We start from the raw sequence: 16,674 nt of genomic DNA, 5'->3' as shown, positions 1-16,674 counted from the left end.
ATGACCAACAAGGAACGCTGCATCGCTGTAATCGGCACGGGCCGCATCGGTCGCGCATGGGCGATCGTGTTCGCGCGCGCGGGATTCCGCGTGAACCTGCACGACGCCGACCGCGCGATGCTCGACGGCGCGCGGCCGTCCATCGAGGCCAGCGCCGCCGATCTCGCACGCTTCGGACTGCTCGACGAAACGCCAGGCGAGCTCGCCGAGCGCGTCACCGCGCACGCGCGGCTCGAAGATGCGGTGAACGGGGTGCAGCTCGTGCAGGAGAACATCGCGGAAGTCGTCGAGATCAAGCGCGCGATGTTCGAAGCGCTCGATCGCCTTGCACCGCCCGACGCGATCCTCGCCAGCTCGACTTCGGGGCTGCCCGCTTCGACGTTTACCGAAGCGCTGCCCGGCCGGCACCGCTGCCTCGTCGCGCATCCGGTGAACCCGCCTTCGCTGGTGCCGCTCGTCGAACTGTGCGGCGCGCCGTGGACCTCCTCCGAGACGCTGCACAACGCGCGCAAGCTGTACGAAGCAGCGGGACAAAAGCCCGTCACTGTAGCGCGCGAGATTTCAGGCTTTCTGCTCAACCGGTTGCAGGGCGCGCTGCTGGACGAAGCGCTGAGCCTCTTCGAACAGGGCTATGCGAGCGCAGCGGATCTCGACACCGTGATGCGCGACGGTCTCGGTCTGCGCTGGGCGTTCATGGGTCCGTTCGAGACCATCGACCTCAACGCACCCGGCGGTGTCGCCGACTATGCGGCGCGCTACGGCGGCACCTACCGTTCGATCGCGCAGACGCGCGTGCCATTCGACTGGCCGCCCGCGACCGTCGCGAAACTCGATGCGGAGCGGCGCACGCTGCTGCCGCGCGAACAGATCGAAGCACGCAGCGGCTGGCGCGACCGTCGTCTGATGGCGCTGCTCGCGCATCGCCGCCGCGATGATGCGGACATGAAAGCGGAATCGGATGCCAGTTCTTCACGCGCGAACTCAAGCGAACCCGCGTTGCGCCCGGACACAGGAGATCGTCATGATTGAAACCAGGCTGCTCGTCGATGCGAACAATCATCTTGGAGAGGGTCCGCTGTGGGACGTCAGCGAACAACGGCTGTACTGGATCGACAGCACGGCCGCGGAAATCTACCGCTGCCGCGCGGACGGCAGCAATGTCGAACGTTTCTTCGTGCCGACGCACATCGGCTCGATGGCGCTGCGCGAACAGGGCGGCGCGGTGGTCGCGCTCGCGAATGGCCTGCACTTCTACGATTTCGACGCGCAGACGGTGCGCCTGATCGGCGACCCCGAGCGCGACGAGCCGGAGACACGCTTCAACGATGGCAAGGTGGACCGCCGCGGCCGCTTCGTCGCCGGCACGATGGCCTACGATCACGACCGCTACGACGCGGACCGCGGCCAGCGACCGATGCGCACCGGCGCGCTCTATCGTCTCGACGTGGACGGCAGCATCGCGCGGCTCGACGGCGGCATCATCTGTTCGAACGGACCGTGCTGGAGCCCGGACAATCGCACGCTGTACTTCACCGACACCTACGACCGGCTGATGTCCGCGTACGACTACGACATCGAAACCGGCACGGCGAGCAACCGCCGCGTGTTCGCGTCGGCACGCGAGATGGCGGGCACGTTCGACGGCGCGACCGTCGACGCCGACGGCTTCGTGTGGACCGCGCTGGTGTTCGGCGGACGCGTGTTGCGCTTCGCGCCCGATGGACGGCTCGATCGCGTCGTGCCGTTTCCGGTGCGCAACCTGACGAGCGTGATGTTCGGCGGCCCCAATCTCGACTTGCTCTACGTGACGACGATGGGTCGTCCGATGTGGGGCATCCCGCAGAAGGAAAAGGATCGCGGCGGCCTGTTCGCGATTTCGGGGCTTGGCGTGAAGGGCTTGCCCGAGCCTCGTTTCGCGGGTTGAACGGACTGCGTCGCGCACGAGACCATGCCGATCAGTACATGAAGTACATGCTCGAAGCGGGATGGGAGAAGCACGCGTAACTGAATATCGTGGTGCACATGGCGGAACGGAATCGGCAACCCGGTTCCTGCCGCCGTAACAAACGCACACGATTCAGGAGACGCAGATGACTCAATCCCAGGTTGCCGAGCTGACGCGATCGCGTTCGCCGGCCTTGCCCCGCAATTGCACCTTCGATGCCCGTGACTGGGAAATCCTGAGCCGCTACTGGCACCCGGTCGCGTTCGCGCACGATGTCCGCGACCGGCCGCTCGGCGTCACGCTGCTCGACGAACCGCTCGTGGTCTTTCGCTCCGGCAGCCGGATCGTCGCGGCACGCGACGTGTGTCCGCACCGCGGCGCGCCATTGAGCCGCGGCTGGGTCAACGACGGCAATCTCGTATGCCCGTATCACGGGCTCGAATATGCGGCCGACGGCAAGTGCAATCACATTCCTTCGCAGCCCGAAGGTCCGATTCCCGATCGCCTGTGCCTGACCACGTACGCGGCGCAGGAAGCGTATGGCCTCGTATGGGTGTCGTTGGGCGGCGGCGAGCTGCCGTTGCCGGAGTTTCCGGCATGGAATACGGACGGGTATCAGCAGATCCTGCCGCCTTCGATCGACATCCGCGCGTCGGCGGGACGGCAGACCGAAGGCTTCATCGACGTCGCGCACTTCGCGTGGATCCATCACGACAGCTTCGCGGACCGCAGGAAACCTGAGGTGCCGCAATATTCGGTGGAACGCCGTCCGAACGGTCTGCGCGCCGAATACGTGAGCACGGTGAGCAACTTCCCGAAGTCGATGCAGCATCGCGCGCCGGATGGCTATCCGTGGCGTCGCGTGTTCGAAGTCGACGTGCCGTTCTTCGCGCGGCTGACCGTGCATTTTCCCGAGGATGGCCGGCTCGCGATCCTGAACGCGGCGAGCCCGGTGTCCGCGCGGCTCACGCGTCTGTTCGTGCCGATCGCGCGCAACTTCGATCAGGATCTGCCGCTCGACGACGTGTATGCGTTCAACCGCCAGGTCTTCGAGGAAGACCGCGCGATCGTCGAACTGCAGTGTCCCGAGGATCTGCCGATCGACCGCTCCCAGGAAGCGCCGATTCTCGCCGACCGCTCGTCGGGCGCCTATCGCCGCGCACTCGCGGAGATCGGCCTCGGTCAGTCGTATGTGCGCTGACGCGGATGAAAGAGGACATACGATGAAGATCTGGGAATGCGTGATCTGCGGGTTTCGCTACGACGAGGCCCAGGGGCTGCCTGAAGCGGGCATCGCGCCCGGCACGTGCTGGGAGGATGTGCCGGACGACTGGATGTGCCCCGACTGCGCAACGGGCAAGCATGACTTCGAAATGCAGGTGGTGAGCCTATGACGCGCGCCGAACACAACGTGACGGAACGCGACCCGGTGGTGATCGGCGGAACGGGTCTGGCCGGCTACACCGTCGCGCGCGAGCTGCGCAAACTCGATGGCGAGACGCCGATCGTGATCGTGAGCCGCGACGATGGCCGCTTCTATTCGAAGCCGGCGCTTTCGAACGCGCTCGCAATGAAGAAGTCGCCGCACGAGCTCGCGAGCTTCGACGCGCCGGCGATGGCCGCGCAATTGAGCGCGAGTGTCTTGACCCATCGCCACGTAGAGCGGATCGTGCCGGACGAGCGTGCGATCGTCGTCGATGGCGAGCGGCTGCGTTATCGTGCGCTCGTGCTCGCGACGGGTGCCGACCCGCGACGCTTGCCGATCCGCGGCGACGGCGCGGGCGACGTGCTCTCGATCAACGACCTCGTCGATTACACGCGATTTCGCGAAGTGCTCGCATCGCGCCATTCGGTCGCGATTCTAGGCGCGGGCCTGATCGGCTGCGAATTCGCGAACGACCTGATCGCGGCAGGGCACACGGTTTCTCTGCTCGACCCGGCTGCTGCACCGCTTGCGCGTTTGTTGCCGGCGGAGGCAGGTGCCGTGTTCGCCGGCGCGCTCTCGGAAGCGGGCGTCGACATAAGGCTGGGTTGCAGCGTCGAAGCGATTTCGCGGCACGATTCAGGCTACCGGCTGACGCTCACCGACGGTGCTTCGCTCGACGCGGACGTCGTGGTATCCGCGGTTGGCCTCGTGCCGAGGACCGCGTTAGCAAGCGCGGCTGGCTTGCGAATCGATGGCGGCATCCACACCGACGCCTGGTGCCGCACCAGCGCGCAAGACGTCTATGCGCTCGGCGACTGCGCGGCGATCGACGGGCGTGTGCAGCCCTACGTGCTGCCGATCATGCACGCGGCGCGCGCACTCGCGCGCACGCTGTCCGGAACGCTCACGCGCGTCGATTTCCCCGCGATGCCGGTCGTCGTCAAGACGCCCTCAGTGCCGGCCGTCGTGGTGACGCCCGATGCACCGGGAGGCCAGTGGACCGTCGACGCTAGCACGCACGAATCGCGGCATGCGCTGCGCGCGATCTGCGAAGACCGCGAGACGAACCGCATGACCGGCTTTGCGCTGCTCGGCACCGCGACCGTCGACAAAACCGCGCTGCTGAAACGGCTGGCGTCTAGCATCGTCGCGTAGTGGCGACAGCGCGTCACTTCAACCGGATGTCGCTCCAACGCGTCCGGCAACAGGCAGCTTCCTGCTGATCGACCCCTGTTGCGCGCAGGCATTCATGACCGTCCCCCTGTCTGATGGTTAGCGATGCCTGGCGTTCTTCACCGCGAGCCGCGCGCTCGCGGTGCTTTTCCGTGGTGCTTTTCCGCGATGCTTTTCATCTGGCGGCGACTTGTGCGAGTTGCGCAGCGTCCCTCCCCGCCAACCCCTTCGCCACCTCCGCTACCAGACGACGCAGCCAGATTGCCGCCGCGCTGCGATGCGTGCGGTCGTGCCACAGCTGGTAATACTTGAGTGCCTGGGGATCGCCGGGCACGGGCTCCATCCTGAGCGGCAGCAGATTGCAGTAATGCGCCGCGAGCGCGCGCGTGGTCGTGAAGAGCAGGTTCGATCGCATCAGCACATAAGGCGCCATGCCGAAGTATGGCAGCGTGGTCGTCACGTTGCGCGACAGGCCGTTGCGCGCCAGTTCGACATCGATCGTGCCGAGGCCCGTCGCGTTGTGCGTCGTGACGGCCAGATGCTCCGCTTCCTGATAGACGGCACGACACAGCTTGCCGGGCTTGATCGGATGCTGCGCGCGCAGCAGGCACACCAGATCGTCGTCGCACAGCGGCTGCAGATGCAGATGCCCTGGCGGCGTGCGCCAGTTGCCGATCACGAGATCGAGCGTGCCGCTTTCCAGACCATGCTCGTAGCCGCCGTCCACCATCATCAGATGCTGGAACTCGATGCGGGCGCGCGGCGCGTGCGTATGGAACGCATCGACGACCGCGGGCAGGAAGGACACGTCGAGATAGTCGGGCGAACCGATGCGGAAGGTCCGGTGCGTGGTGGCCGGATCGAACGCGGTGGCCGGATGCAGCACCGCCGCGATGCCCGCCAGCGCCTGCGCGGCCGGCTCGACGAGCGTGAGCGCGTGGCTCGTCGGCACCATGCGGCTGCCGCTGCGCACCAGCAGCGGATCGCCCGTCATCGCGCGCAGCTTGCGCAGCGCAACGCTGACCGTCGGTTGCGACTGGCCAAGCAGGACCGCCGTGCGCGAAACGCTGGCTTCGGTGATGAGCGTGTGGAGCACCCTCAGCAGATAAGAGTCGATGACTTCCCGGGACATGCGAACCGCCGTCGTGTTATGCCATTCAACGCTATATACAGATCGACATAACGGTCGTCAATTCGCGGGCTTCGACTGCGCGTGGACCCGCCTTGTCGCAGCGGGGTCATAGCGTATCGAACATCCCGACTATGCTAGCGCCGACATGCGGTTCATCGCCTGCGGTTCCCTCCCCCGTACGCACCGGGCTACGGTTACACGAGCAGGTCCTCGTAGAACGCGCCGAATGCGCGCGTGGGATGGGCGATCTGGATTTCGAGGATCCACAGCCCGGCGGACGGCTCCGCGTCGAAATCGCCGAGATTGCCGGCCTTGTAGATCGCGTGCGGAAAATCGCTGACGCGATGACCCTTGATGTCGACGTTCAGACGCCAGCCGTGCGCGGCCGCGCGTTCCGCCGCGTAGTCGTACAGCGCGACGCCGCTGCAGCCGGTGCGGCGCCAGTGTTCGGCCACTTCGTCGAAAACGGTCTTCGCCGCTCGCGCACAGCGCTGCATGTCGGGGTCGTCGCCGGTCACGTAGGTCGCGCCGGCATCGCCTTCATGGCGATTCCACACCACGCCCAGATCGATGAAGAAGATGTCGTCGGCACCAAGCACCGGGTCGCCTTCGGAGCGCTCCTTGAACGTGCGCAGCGTGTTCTCGCCGAAACGGATCAACACGGGGTGCCAGATGCGGTCCATGCCCATTTCCTGAAGCAGCACCTTGGCCAGTGCATTCGCCTGCGATTCGCGCATGCCGGGCCGCATTGCTTCGCCGATCTGTTCGACCGCCTGCCAGGTCCGCACGCGCGCGTGCAGCATCGCATTCATCGAGAAGTCTTCGCCTACCGCCTGCTTCGCGTGACTGTTCACCTTGCGTTGCTCCGGTTGTTTTACCGACGATGGGACGCCGCGGAGCCGACGAGCCACGCATGGTCACGGCCGATATCGCTCACGGAACCGCGGGATGTCGGCGTTATATTTTTGCGTATACTTCGGTAAATTGGCAACCTTGCGCGGCGTTTGGAGCATCCGACTGGATGGCGCGCAATAGGCGAAGGAGACGCCGCGCAAGCCGAAAAAAAGCCGGTCATGAGACCGGCTGCAAATCACCCCTAGGTCAGGAGAAGGAGACAGCGACGACGAAGCGTTCCGCACGTCGTCGCAGGAACAGTGTCATGCCGCGGCCTTCAGGCTGCCGTGCGGGTCGATGACGAATTTCTTCGGCACGCCCGAATCGAATTCCGCGTAGCCGCTCGGCGCCTGGTCGAGTTCGATGACGGTCACGTTGACCACTTCCGCGATGTTCAAACGGTCCCACAGAATCGCCTGCATCAGATTGCGGTTGTATTTCATCACCGGCGTCTGCCCGGTGAAGAACGAATGCGACTTCGCCCAGCCCAGGCCGAAACGGACCGAGAGACTGCCGTGTTTCGCGGCGGAATCCGCGGCGCCGGGGTCGTCCGTCACGTACAGGCCCGGGATGCCGATCTTGCCGGCAGCTCGCGTGATTTCCATCAGCGAATTCAGCACGGTGGCCGGCGCTTCGACCTGAGAACCGGAGTGTCCGTGGCCGCGCGCTTCGAAGCCGACGCAATCGATCGCACAATCCACTTCCGGTTCGCCGAGCAGACTTGCAATCTGGTCGGCGAGCGATGCGTCCTCGGACAGGTCCACCGTCTCGAAGCCAACGCGGCGCGCGTGCTCGAGACGCTTCGGATTCACGTCGCCAACGATCGTGACGGCCGCCCCCAGCAATCTCGCCGATGCGGCAGCGGCCAGACCGACGGGACCCGCGCCCGCGACGTAGACGGTCGAGCCGGGTCCGACTCCAGCAGTCACCGCGCCGTGATAGCCGGTCGGCAGAATGTCCGACAGACACGTCAGGTCGCGAATCTTTTCCATCGCGCGATCGCGGTTCGGGAACTTGAGCAGGTTGAAGTCGGCGTACGGCACCATCACGTACTCGGCCTGACCGCCAATCCAGCCGCCCATATCGACGTAACCGTAGGCGCCGCCAGCCCTCGCCGGATTGACGTTGAGGCACACGCCAGTGTTCTGCGCCTTGCACATCGGACAGCGGCCGCACGCCACGTTGAACGGCACCGAAACCAGGTCGCCTTTCGCAAGCGTGGTGACGTCGGAGCCGACCTCGATCACTTCTCCGGTAATTTCATGGCCGAGAACGAGGCCTGCCGGCGCAGTGGTTCTGCCGCGAACCATGTGCTGGTCCGAGCCGCAAATGTTGGTCGCGACGATCCGGAGCAGGACGCCATGATTCGCCTTGCGACCCGATGGGTCGGCCAGCTCCGGGAATGCAATGTTTCGGACCTCTACCTTCCCAGGTCCCACGTAAACCACTCCGCGATTTCCTGACATGCTGTCTCCGATCTTGTGTGAGTCAAAACTGCGTCGTGCGACCAGTGTTAAAGCCAGTCGGTCTCGAAGCTGCAATCGGTCAGCGAGACACAACCGTTCCCGGTGAGCACGACCTGCTGTTCGAGTTTGACGCCTTGCGTGCCGCCTTCCGCGCCGATATAACTTTCGACGCAGACCGTCATGCCTGCTTCGAAAACACCGTCATAGCCCGCGCTTTCCCAATCGACGCTGTGCGCGATCGACGGATACTCGTCCACCATCCCGATACCATGCGCGAGGCAGCAATACCGGTTCTTGACGTACTGCTCGGGAATCTTCCACGCCTTATCGGAAAACTCGCGGAAGGTCATGCCTGGGCGCAGAAAGTCCATGTTGAAATGGACCTGTGCGTAGGCAAGCTCATAGAGCTTGCGCTGTTCGTCGGACGGCCGGCTGTCACCCACTAGCCACGTGCGCGAAATGTCCGAGCAATAACCGTTCGGGCCGACCATGTCGGTATCGAACGCCAGCAGATCACCCGCTTGCAGCACGCGGCTTGAGCACTCGTGCATCCACGGATTGGTCCGGTCTCCGGACGCGAGCAGTCGCGTTTCAATCCACTCGCCGCCGTTCCGGATGTTCTCGAAGTGGAGATTCGCCCAAATGTCGTTCTCGGTGACGCCTGGCCGAAGTTCACGCCGCATGCGCGCGATGCCTCTTTCAGCAGTGCGCAGGGACTCGCCGATCAGAACCAGTTCGCTATCCGACTTGATCAATCGCGCGGTTTCCATCAGCGCCTGACCGTCGAGCAGCGTGATGCCCTGCTTCTCCAGGTAGGCGGTGCCGAACGGGTCGAGCCGGTCGACTGCCAGCACGCTGTTATCCGGAGCGTGTTTGCGGAACACGTCGACAATCTCGGCGCCCCACGTCTGCGCGCGGCGCTCGGCCTCGTGCCCGGCATTGAAGAACGTCCAGCTCATCGCGCCACGCAGCTCGACGTTCAGGTCCAGTCCGTCCCACACGTGCTCGCTGCTATGGAATTCCCACGCGACGATGCGGCCATCCGCGAAGACCATCACGTAGCGGGCAGGATTGCGACCCGCCCAGACCTGCATATTGGACGTGTCCGTCGCATACCGGATGTTCACCGGGTCGTAGAGCAGGATGGCCGGACATTGGTGCTGGCGCAGCTGCTCCTGCACGCGCGCAAGCCGATACGCGCGAGCATCGCGCAGCACGCGTTCTTTTTCATTGGGTTCGATGGCACCGTGTGCTTGAGTAAGCTGGTCTTCCGCCATTTGCTATTGCTCCGGATGCGCCTTGCGGGCAGGGTCAGAGTTCGAGCACGAGATCCGAAGTCGGACGGCTGCAGCACAGCAGCCTGAATCCCTTCTGGATCTCTCTGTCGCGAATGCCGCCGTTATGTTTCATGTCGACCGCACCTTCGACCAGCCGGGTTTTGCACGTGCCGCATATGCCCTGGCTGCAGGACGACGGTATCGCGACACCCGCTTTCCTCGCGGCGGACAGCACGGTCTCGGACGCGTTCATCGTGAACGACCTCGACGAGCGCGACAGCTTCACGGTGAAGGTTTCCTGACGCGTCTCGTCTTGCGGCGCGACCGGTTCCGGCGCGACGCCCGCGCTGATATCGAAGCTTTCCTGATGGTAGCGAGCCGGATCGTGACCGCCTTCGCGAAGCAGTTCGCGAACGGCGTTCATATAGCCGGCCGGGCCGCACGTGAATACTTCGCGCTCGGCATAGTCGGGCACCCACTCCGAAAGGAGCTGCAGGCTAAGCCAGCCGGTCGGTGCGGTCCACGCTGCTTCGTCGCCGATACCCTCGCACAGGAAATGCGTGCGAAACCGCGGCGAAAGCGCTTCGAGTCTGCGCAGTTCGTTGCGGAACACGATATCCGCCGGCGTTCTCGCGCTGTGCACGAAGACGATGTCGCGGTTGAGGCCGAGGTCGATGCTCGCGCGCGTCATCGACATCAACGGCGTCACGCCTGAGCCGGCCGACAGATACAGGGATTTAGCGGCCGGCGCTGCCGTAGGGGTGAAGGTGCCAGACGGTCCGTATGCCCTCAACTGACCGCCGGGTTTCAGGTTGTCGTGGAGCCAGTTCGACATCGTGCCGGACGGCACGCGCTTGACCGTGATGGAAACCAGGTACGGGCGCGTTGGCGGAGAAGAAATCGTGTAGCAGCGTTCCACCGACCGTCCCGCGATCAGCACCGAGACGGTCATGAACTGGCCAGGCTCGAACCGCACGGGCGAGCCGTCGCCCACGCGAAATTCGAAAGTCTTTACATCGTGCGTTTCGTCGACCACACGGCAGCAGGTGAGCACCTGCTGTTCATTGCTGGCCCACAGTTTTCCGCCGCTCTCCCAGGTACTTGCACTGGAGAGCCGGTCATCTTCCGTTGCGGGATCGAACATTCTGTCTACCGAGTTCATCGCATCAAACCTTGTCGAATCACGAACGCGAATCGAGGTGCGGAACCGCTGGCTCACCCTTTCGCAGATGCCTTTCGGGCTTCGTGTGCTTCGAGTATTGGTTTGCGACAGAACAGCGTCAATGCGCTTTATTTTCCCCGCGCTATTACTTTAAGTTATGCGTTCTTTGGGAGGGGGCAGCAGCCACACTGGACAAGCGCCTGGCCGCTAGTGCAACGACCGCGACAACCCCTCATCCGTCTGAGCAAGGTCCGCCGTGCCGATCAACGCGAGTATCGCCGAGTCCTGAATGAAGTCCGCCGCCGATCGCGCCGCCAGGATCCTGTCCGGCGCTTGCGGTCGCGCAATGCCGAAGCCCTGCACGTAGTCGATCCCCATCACGAGCAGTTCTTCCAGCGTGGACGCGTCCTCGACCCATTCCGCGATGCTCTGCATGCCGAGGTTGCGCGCCAGTCCGACGGCCGCGTCCACGATGGCCGCGTTCGCCGACAACGTGCTCATGTCGCGCACGAACCGGCCGTCGATCTTCAGTGCGTCGGCGGGCAGCTCGCACAGGTACGGAAACGACGTATAGCCGGCGCCGAAATCGTCGAGCGCGACGCGCGCGCCGAGTCGCTGCAGGCCATCCACGAGCCGGCGTGTGTTCTGCAGATCGTGCAGCGCCACACCTTCCGTAATCTCGATGCACAGCATCGGCACGACGTGCCGGTAGCGGGCGAACAACTCGGTGAGCGTGGCAACGAAGTGTTCGTCGTTGAGCGATGCGCCGCTCACGTTGACCGACACGAAGCGGGTGTTCGTGAGTTGCGCGCGATGCCGGTCGACCCATTTGAGCACCGCCTCGACGACCCACAGATCCAGCGCGGAAATCGAGCCGCTGGCCTCGGCGGCCGCAATCACCCGCACCGGCGAAATCACGCTGCCGTCCGGCGCTTTCATGCGCAGCAGCACTTCGAAATCGAGCGCGTCGTAGGGTGCTTTCATCCACATGATGGGCTGCATTTCGAGGAACAGCCGCTCGCCCGGCAGGTCGCCGCTGAAGATCTCGATCAGACCGAGCTCGCTCGCGCGTTCGCCGAACATCGGCGCATCGTTGCCATACACCACGACGCGCCCGTTGCCGTTGCGCTTCGCCTCGCGACACGCGGCATCCGCTGCCGAGATCGCTTCCTCCGCGCGCAGACTGGGCGGCGCCTCGATCACGCCGACGGACACCCGCACGTGAAACGCACGGCTGCCGATCTGGTAGGGCGCGCTGCCGATCGCATCGACCACCTGCTGCGCCAGCTCTTCCACTTCCGCAAGCAACGCAGCGCCGAACAGCACGACGAATTCGTCGCCGCCAACCCGCCCGACGCGATCGATCGGCCGCAGCACCGCCTGCATCCGCTGTCGTACCTGGCGAAGCACTTCGTCGCCGATGTGATGGCCGAACAGATCGTTGATCAGCTTGAAGCGGTCCAGATCCAGATAACCGATCACACGACGGCCGCTCGACAGATGCGCCGCGTTATCGCGCATCTCGCGTTCGATGCCTCGACGGTTCAACGCGCCCGTCAGCGGATCGTGTTCCGACAGATAGTGCAACGCCTGCACGGCGCGATGGCGCTCCGTCACGTCCTGAACGGAACCCTCCAGCTGCGTACCGACGTGCGCTGCCCGCATCAGATAGTGGCGCTGGCCCTGCCCCATCTCCTGCGACACATCGTCGACGATCTCGTCGACGTAATAAGGCGACTCGCGAGTCAGTTCGCGCTCCAGCGCGCCGCTTGCCATCGCTTCGTCGAAGATGGACTTCCAGCTGCCCGGCGCGAACGCCTCATCCCAATGGCGCTGAGCGTTGCCTTCCGGCAGGTCGAGCATCTGCGCGAGCGCCGGATTGAAGCGCGCGAAGCTGCCGTCGGCGTTCAGCGTGAAGAGCCCCACTGGCGACGCCGCATACGCGTGGTTCAATTCCAGCTGCGCGCGCATGCGCTCCTGTCGTTCCTGCCGGATCTGCTCCGCGATCGCGAGCGCCGCCATCAGGCTGGAAATCAGCGCCGCGGTCACGCTGTTCAGCGCGGGAATGTGGACGTGCATCTTGAAGGCCGCGGACGCGACCTCGGACAAACTGGCGAGCAGCGTCACGCCCAGCGCGCCGCCGTACCAGAACGCGGTTCGCGACGGTGCGACGATCAGGAGCCGCCCGACCATGAAGATGAGCACTGCGATCGCGAAACTGGCGGTCACCCACATCAGCGGCAGATACATCGGCACCGGCAGCACGATGGCCGCGACGAGCAGCACGAATCCGAGCCACAGCACCGCGCGGAAGATGCGCTGGAAGCCCACGCGCGGCATGTCCTGCCGGAACAGCGTGGCAAACAGCGTGCAGGTCAGCAGATAGTAGACAGGGACGGTGATTTTCCGGATCAGCGAGACCCAGTCGGCCGGAAGCTCCGAGCCGAGCCACATCTCGTCCCAACCCATCGAGATCGCGCCGAGGCGGAGATTGCCGAACAGCCACGCCGCAAACAGCACGTACACCCAGTCGCGATTGATGAGGGCCGTGATCAGCACGAATGCGGCGAGCGTGGCCAGCCCGCCTTCGAGCAGACCCGCGCGGCGATAGAACGTGTCGTTGAATGCCTTCTGCCCTTCGTCCGACAGACCGACGGCACGGATCACGACCGGGCCGCTGAACACCGCCCGGCACACCACTTCACGATGGTCGCGAAGCAGCAGCGCAACACCACTTGCCGAGCGCCGGAGATCGCCTGATACCGCGCGCTGGAGCGTGACCTTGCCGAGCGGTTGCAGGCTTGCGCTGTCGTAGCACGCGATCTGTTCGATGTGGCGGGCGGAGAATTGCAGCGCATTGCCCGGCTTCGAAACATCGTCAGCGCTTGCGCGCGTATTGACGCCTGACGTGTCGGGCAGCGCGACGGAGAACCAGAACGGCGTCTCGCTCAGCCGGGTATCGTAGCGCTCGACCGTCGCCACATCCTTCAGTTTCGACGCAGCGCCGGCCGCGTCCAGCCGGCCTGCCGGATCGGGCAGCACGCGCAGCGCGAGCGGTGTCTCGCCGACGGTGTCGCGATGAATATCGGGCGTCAGCAGCACGATCACCGACAGGATTACGATCGCGACCGGAATCGCGAAGTAGGAAAAGAAATTCGAAAGCGAATAGATCGGCGCGCTGCCGGTCTGGCCTGCGCCGTCGCGAGAAGTGAACCACCGATTGGCTTTAAGCCATCTCATTCGTTGTTACCCTTGGCCTGGTTCGCATTGCCTGACAAGACCCGGTCAAGCGGGAACTGCGCGGTGCGGCGATATCCGGATCGCCGCACCGGCCCGTAAGCAGCCGCTATGCCGGCCGCAGAATACCATGCGCAACGGATCGCTATGGACCCGATGCGCAGCTCGCCTGCTATGGCTATTGCGCGATGCCTGCGCCCGACAGTGCCGCCGACACACCCCGCTCCGCTACCGCCGCCACTGCTGCCGCCACGGCTGGCGTCTGCGTTGGGTAATACAGGTGAGGTGCGGCGTCGAGGCTGATATCGGGGTGATAGGTGGTCATCATGAACGAGTAAAGAGCGTGCCGCGCGCCGCGCCAAAGCGCCTCCGCGGTACCCGGCTGGAACGCCATAATCCGATGCGGGATGTTCTGCGCGTGCGCGAGCGGCATGAATTCACCCTCGCCAAAGACGTCGCTAAACAGTAGCCCCGCATAAATCCGGTCGAGCGGCACACGCGCCGCGATGACCATCCAGTCGATCTGCTCGCGCAGGCAATACAGATAGAACGCCTTGAAGAGCGCGAGGCGCACCGTCCGGCCGGACTCGCCCGCTTCCACACCGAGACGCGTCGCGCCAATCAGCCGACCCGACACCCAGTGCGGCAAATCAACCGACTGCTGCAGAGATAACGGCCGGAAACGATTGGTCTGAAGTCTCATTGTACCCACCGGGGTGCGATCGAGCTTCGATTCGGCCAGCAGGATCACGCCGCCCGGGTCCGTGTCGTACGTCTCCGGCTGGTCCATATCGCGTGCGAAATCAGGCACATGGCGCTGGTAGGCGGACTTGCGCATCCGCAACGCGAGGCTCAGGCTTTCCTCGTCGGACACGACCCGCACGGTGAACGGCAGCCGTCCGACCGGTCGTCCGGGCAGCGGCGCCCCCGGGCGCTCCGCCGGCGCCGTAAACGCGGACCGGGTAGTCGATGGACGAGCGGTAAGGTTGGTGAAAATCTGCGACATCTGGTGCTCCAGTGGTTGGGTTGTCTACGATCTGCTGACCGTAGTAACTGGAGCTTCGCACGTCGGGGCGTAAGGCTATGGGAAGGACAGAAAGGAAGATGCGCCGGAATCGGCCGCTAGCGGAGTTCATCGCGCCTGCAAGAGTTTTTCTAACGCGATTGGCCAATTTATCTGGTTTGCCGGACCGCCAGCCGGTCGCTATCCTGCCTGCTCCTGGCCCCACATCGTCTCAGGGGGTTCGTGCGAAGGAAGGCGCCATGCTTAACCATATTGCAACCAGCCAGCTCGACATTGCCTATGACGAACAGGGCGATGCCGACGGTTGGCCCGTCGTCCTGCTGCACGGCTTCCCTTACGACATCCACGCTTACGACGACGTCACGCCGCGCCTGACATCCCACGGCGCCCGCGTCATCGCGCCCTACCTGCGCGGATACGGGGCCACGCGTTTTCTTTCGCCCGCGACCCTTCGCTCGGGCCAGCAGGCGGCGCTTGGCACGGACCTGCTGGCGCTGCTCGACGCCCTGCGGATCGACCGCGCGGTGCTCGGCGGATACGACTGGGGCGGCCGGGCCGCCTGCATCGTGGCGGCGCTGTGCCCGCAGCGAACGCGCGGGCTGGTGTCGGTCAACGGCTACAACATCCAGAACATCGCTAATGCGTCGCAGCCAGCGGCCGCCGAAAAGGAATACCGGATGTGGTACCAGTACTACCTGCATGGCGAGCGCGGCCGGGCTGGGCTAGCGGAAAACCGGCGCGAGTTCTGTCGTCTGCTGTGGTCGCTCTGGTCGCCGACCTGGCGATTCGACGACGACACGTACGCGCGCTCGGCTGCGGCGTTCGACAATCCGGATTTCGTCGACGTCGTCGTGCATTCGTACCGGCACCGCTTCGGACTGGCTGACGGCGATCCCCAATACGACGAGATCGAGCGGCGCCTGGCCGCGCTGCCGTCGATCATGGCGCCCACCATCACGCTCGAAGGCGACGCCGATGGCGTGTCGCCACCTGGCGGAAGACAGGCCAATGCACAGCGCTTCACGGGGCGCCATCAGAATCGCGTCGTGCCGAACGCCGGCCACAATCTTCCGCAGGAAGCACCTGCGGCGTTCGCTGACGCAGTGCTCGATGTCAACGCATGGTCCACGCCCTGACCTGTTTTGCGGCTATCACACGAAGGAAGGTTCGCTCGATGAATACTGTCTCGCAGGCACCGCTCATTCTGATCACCGGTGGAGGCCGCGGCGTAGGCGCGGCGACGGCGCGTCTTGCCGCCGCCCAAGGCTACGACGTCGCGATCAGCTTCGTGTCCAACGAGTCCGCCGCGCTTGCCGTAGCCGCCGACGTCGAAGCGTTGGGCCGTCGCGCGTTAGCGATGCGCGCGGACAGCGCAGATCCCGAGCAGGTCGCTAATCTGTTCGCCGCGATCGACCGGAAATTCGGCCGGATCGAGGTGCTGGTGAATAACGCCGCAATCATCGCGCGTCAATCGAGGCTGGAGGATCTCGCATTCGAGCGGATGCAGCGCATTTTCGCGGTCAACGCGATCGGCCCGATGCTCTGTGCGCAGCACGCAGCGAAACGCATGTCGACGCGTCACAATGGGCGCGGTGGCGTCGTGATCAACATTTCGTCGGCATCGGCAAAACTCGGTAGTCCAAATGAATATGTCGACTATGCCGCGTCGAAGGGCGCGCTCGAGACCTTCACGACCGGTTTCGCGAAAGAAGTCGCGCGCGAGGGAATACGCGTGAACTGCATTCGCCCCGGGCATATCTACACGGAGATGCACGCCAGCGGCGGAGAGCCGGGGCGCGTGGATCGCGTCAAAGACTCGATCCCGATGGGACGCGGCGGTCAGCCTGAAGAGGTGGCGCGGGCGATCCTGTGGCTCGCGAGCGCCGAGGCTTCCTTCATTACCGGCACGTTCCTCGACGTCACCGGCGGGAAGTGAAA

At 64.6% G+C, this 16,674-nt stretch carries 14 protein-coding genes; 7 read left to right on the top strand and 7 right to left on the bottom strand.

Features of this window, described 5'->3' with window-relative positions:
* From DVS29_RS11150 to DVS29_RS11130, 5 genes are all read left to right on the top strand, one after another.
* Complete coding sequence (locus DVS29_RS11150; protein ID WP_118180517.1) at positions 1–1,029, top strand: 3-hydroxyacyl-CoA dehydrogenase; 1,029 nt, start codon at positions 1–3, stop codon at positions 1,027–1,029.
* Positions 1,022–1,924: an SMP-30/gluconolactonase/LRE family protein gene (locus DVS29_RS11145; RefSeq protein ID WP_118180516.1), complete on the top strand. Its 903-nt coding sequence runs from the start codon at positions 1,022–1,024 to the stop codon at positions 1,922–1,924. The genes DVS29_RS11150 and DVS29_RS11145 overlap by 8 nt, the downstream gene beginning before the upstream one ends.
* A 166-nt stretch (positions 1,925–2,090) precedes the next feature.
* Positions 2,091–3,146: an aromatic ring-hydroxylating oxygenase subunit alpha gene (locus DVS29_RS11140; RefSeq protein WP_118180515.1), complete on the top strand. Its 1,056-nt coding sequence runs from the start codon at positions 2,091–2,093 to the stop codon at positions 3,144–3,146.
* 22 nt (positions 3,147–3,168) lie between these two features.
* A complete protein-coding gene (locus DVS29_RS11135; RefSeq protein WP_118180514.1) occupies positions 3,169–3,339 on the top strand; it encodes a rubredoxin in 171 nt (56 codons plus the stop codon).
* On the top strand, positions 3,336–4,526 hold the full coding sequence (locus DVS29_RS11130; RefSeq protein WP_118180513.1) for an NAD(P)/FAD-dependent oxidoreductase: 1,191 nt from the start codon (positions 3,336–3,338) through the stop codon (positions 4,524–4,526). The genes DVS29_RS11135 and DVS29_RS11130 overlap by 4 nt, the downstream gene beginning before the upstream one ends.
* 193 nt (positions 4,527–4,719) lie before the next feature.
* On the opposite strand, the gene DVS29_RS11125 is transcribed toward DVS29_RS11130, so the two are convergent.
* From DVS29_RS11125 to DVS29_RS11095, 7 genes are all read right to left on the bottom strand, one after another.
* Complete coding sequence (locus DVS29_RS11125; RefSeq protein WP_118180512.1) at positions 4,720–5,676, bottom strand: LysR family transcriptional regulator; 957 nt, start codon at positions 5,674–5,676, stop codon at positions 4,720–4,722.
* Between the two features lie 194 nt (positions 5,677–5,870).
* The gene (locus DVS29_RS11120; RefSeq protein WP_118180511.1) at positions 5,871–6,530 is read right to left on the bottom strand and encodes a M24 family metallopeptidase; all 660 of its coding nucleotides are present in this window, start codon (positions 6,528–6,530) and stop codon (positions 5,871–5,873) included.
* 303 nt (positions 6,531–6,833) lie between these two features.
* Positions 6,834–8,036, bottom strand: a complete 1,203-nt coding sequence (gene fdhA / locus DVS29_RS11115; RefSeq protein ID WP_118180510.1) for a formaldehyde dehydrogenase, glutathione-independent — start codon at positions 8,034–8,036, stop codon at positions 6,834–6,836.
* A 47-nt stretch (positions 8,037–8,083) separates the two neighbouring features.
* Positions 8,084–9,313: a M24 family metallopeptidase gene (locus DVS29_RS11110; protein WP_118180509.1), complete on the bottom strand. Its 1,230-nt coding sequence runs from the start codon at positions 9,311–9,313 to the stop codon at positions 8,084–8,086.
* Positions 9,314–9,347: 34 nt separating this feature from the next.
* On the bottom strand, positions 9,348–10,475 hold the full coding sequence (locus DVS29_RS11105) for an FAD-binding oxidoreductase (RefSeq protein WP_118180508.1): 1,128 nt from the start codon (positions 10,473–10,475) through the stop codon (positions 9,348–9,350).
* Between the two features lie 207 nt (positions 10,476–10,682).
* Positions 10,683–13,715 carry an EAL domain-containing protein gene (locus DVS29_RS11100; RefSeq protein ID WP_118180507.1) on the bottom strand — a complete coding sequence of 1,011 codons (3,033 nt, stop codon included), beginning with the start codon at positions 13,713–13,715 and terminating at the stop codon, positions 10,683–10,685.
* A 175-nt stretch (positions 13,716–13,890) separates the two neighbouring features.
* Complete coding sequence (locus tag DVS29_RS11095) at positions 13,891–14,718, bottom strand: N-acyl amino acid synthase FeeM domain-containing protein (protein ID WP_118180506.1); 828 nt, start codon at positions 14,716–14,718, stop codon at positions 13,891–13,893.
* Positions 14,719–14,975: 257 nt separating this feature from the next.
* On the opposite strand from DVS29_RS11095, the gene DVS29_RS11090 reads away from it, so the two are divergent.
* Both DVS29_RS11090 and DVS29_RS11085 read left to right on the top strand, forming a co-directional pair.
* On the top strand, positions 14,976–15,872 hold the full coding sequence (locus DVS29_RS11090) for an alpha/beta fold hydrolase (RefSeq protein WP_118180505.1): 897 nt from the start codon (positions 14,976–14,978) through the stop codon (positions 15,870–15,872).
* Between the two features lie 38 nt (positions 15,873–15,910).
* Entirely contained in the window at positions 15,911–16,672 is a 762-nt protein-coding gene (locus tag DVS29_RS11085) for an SDR family oxidoreductase (RefSeq protein ID WP_118180504.1), read from the top strand.
* Positions 16,673–16,674: the final 2 nt, after the last annotated feature.

This window comes from Paraburkholderia phosphatilytica (assembly GCF_003443895.1).
GTDB classification, from domain to species: domain Bacteria; phylum Pseudomonadota; class Gammaproteobacteria; order Burkholderiales; family Burkholderiaceae; genus Paraburkholderia; species Paraburkholderia phosphatilytica.
This window is presented reverse-complemented; position numbering and strand designations above follow the sequence as displayed.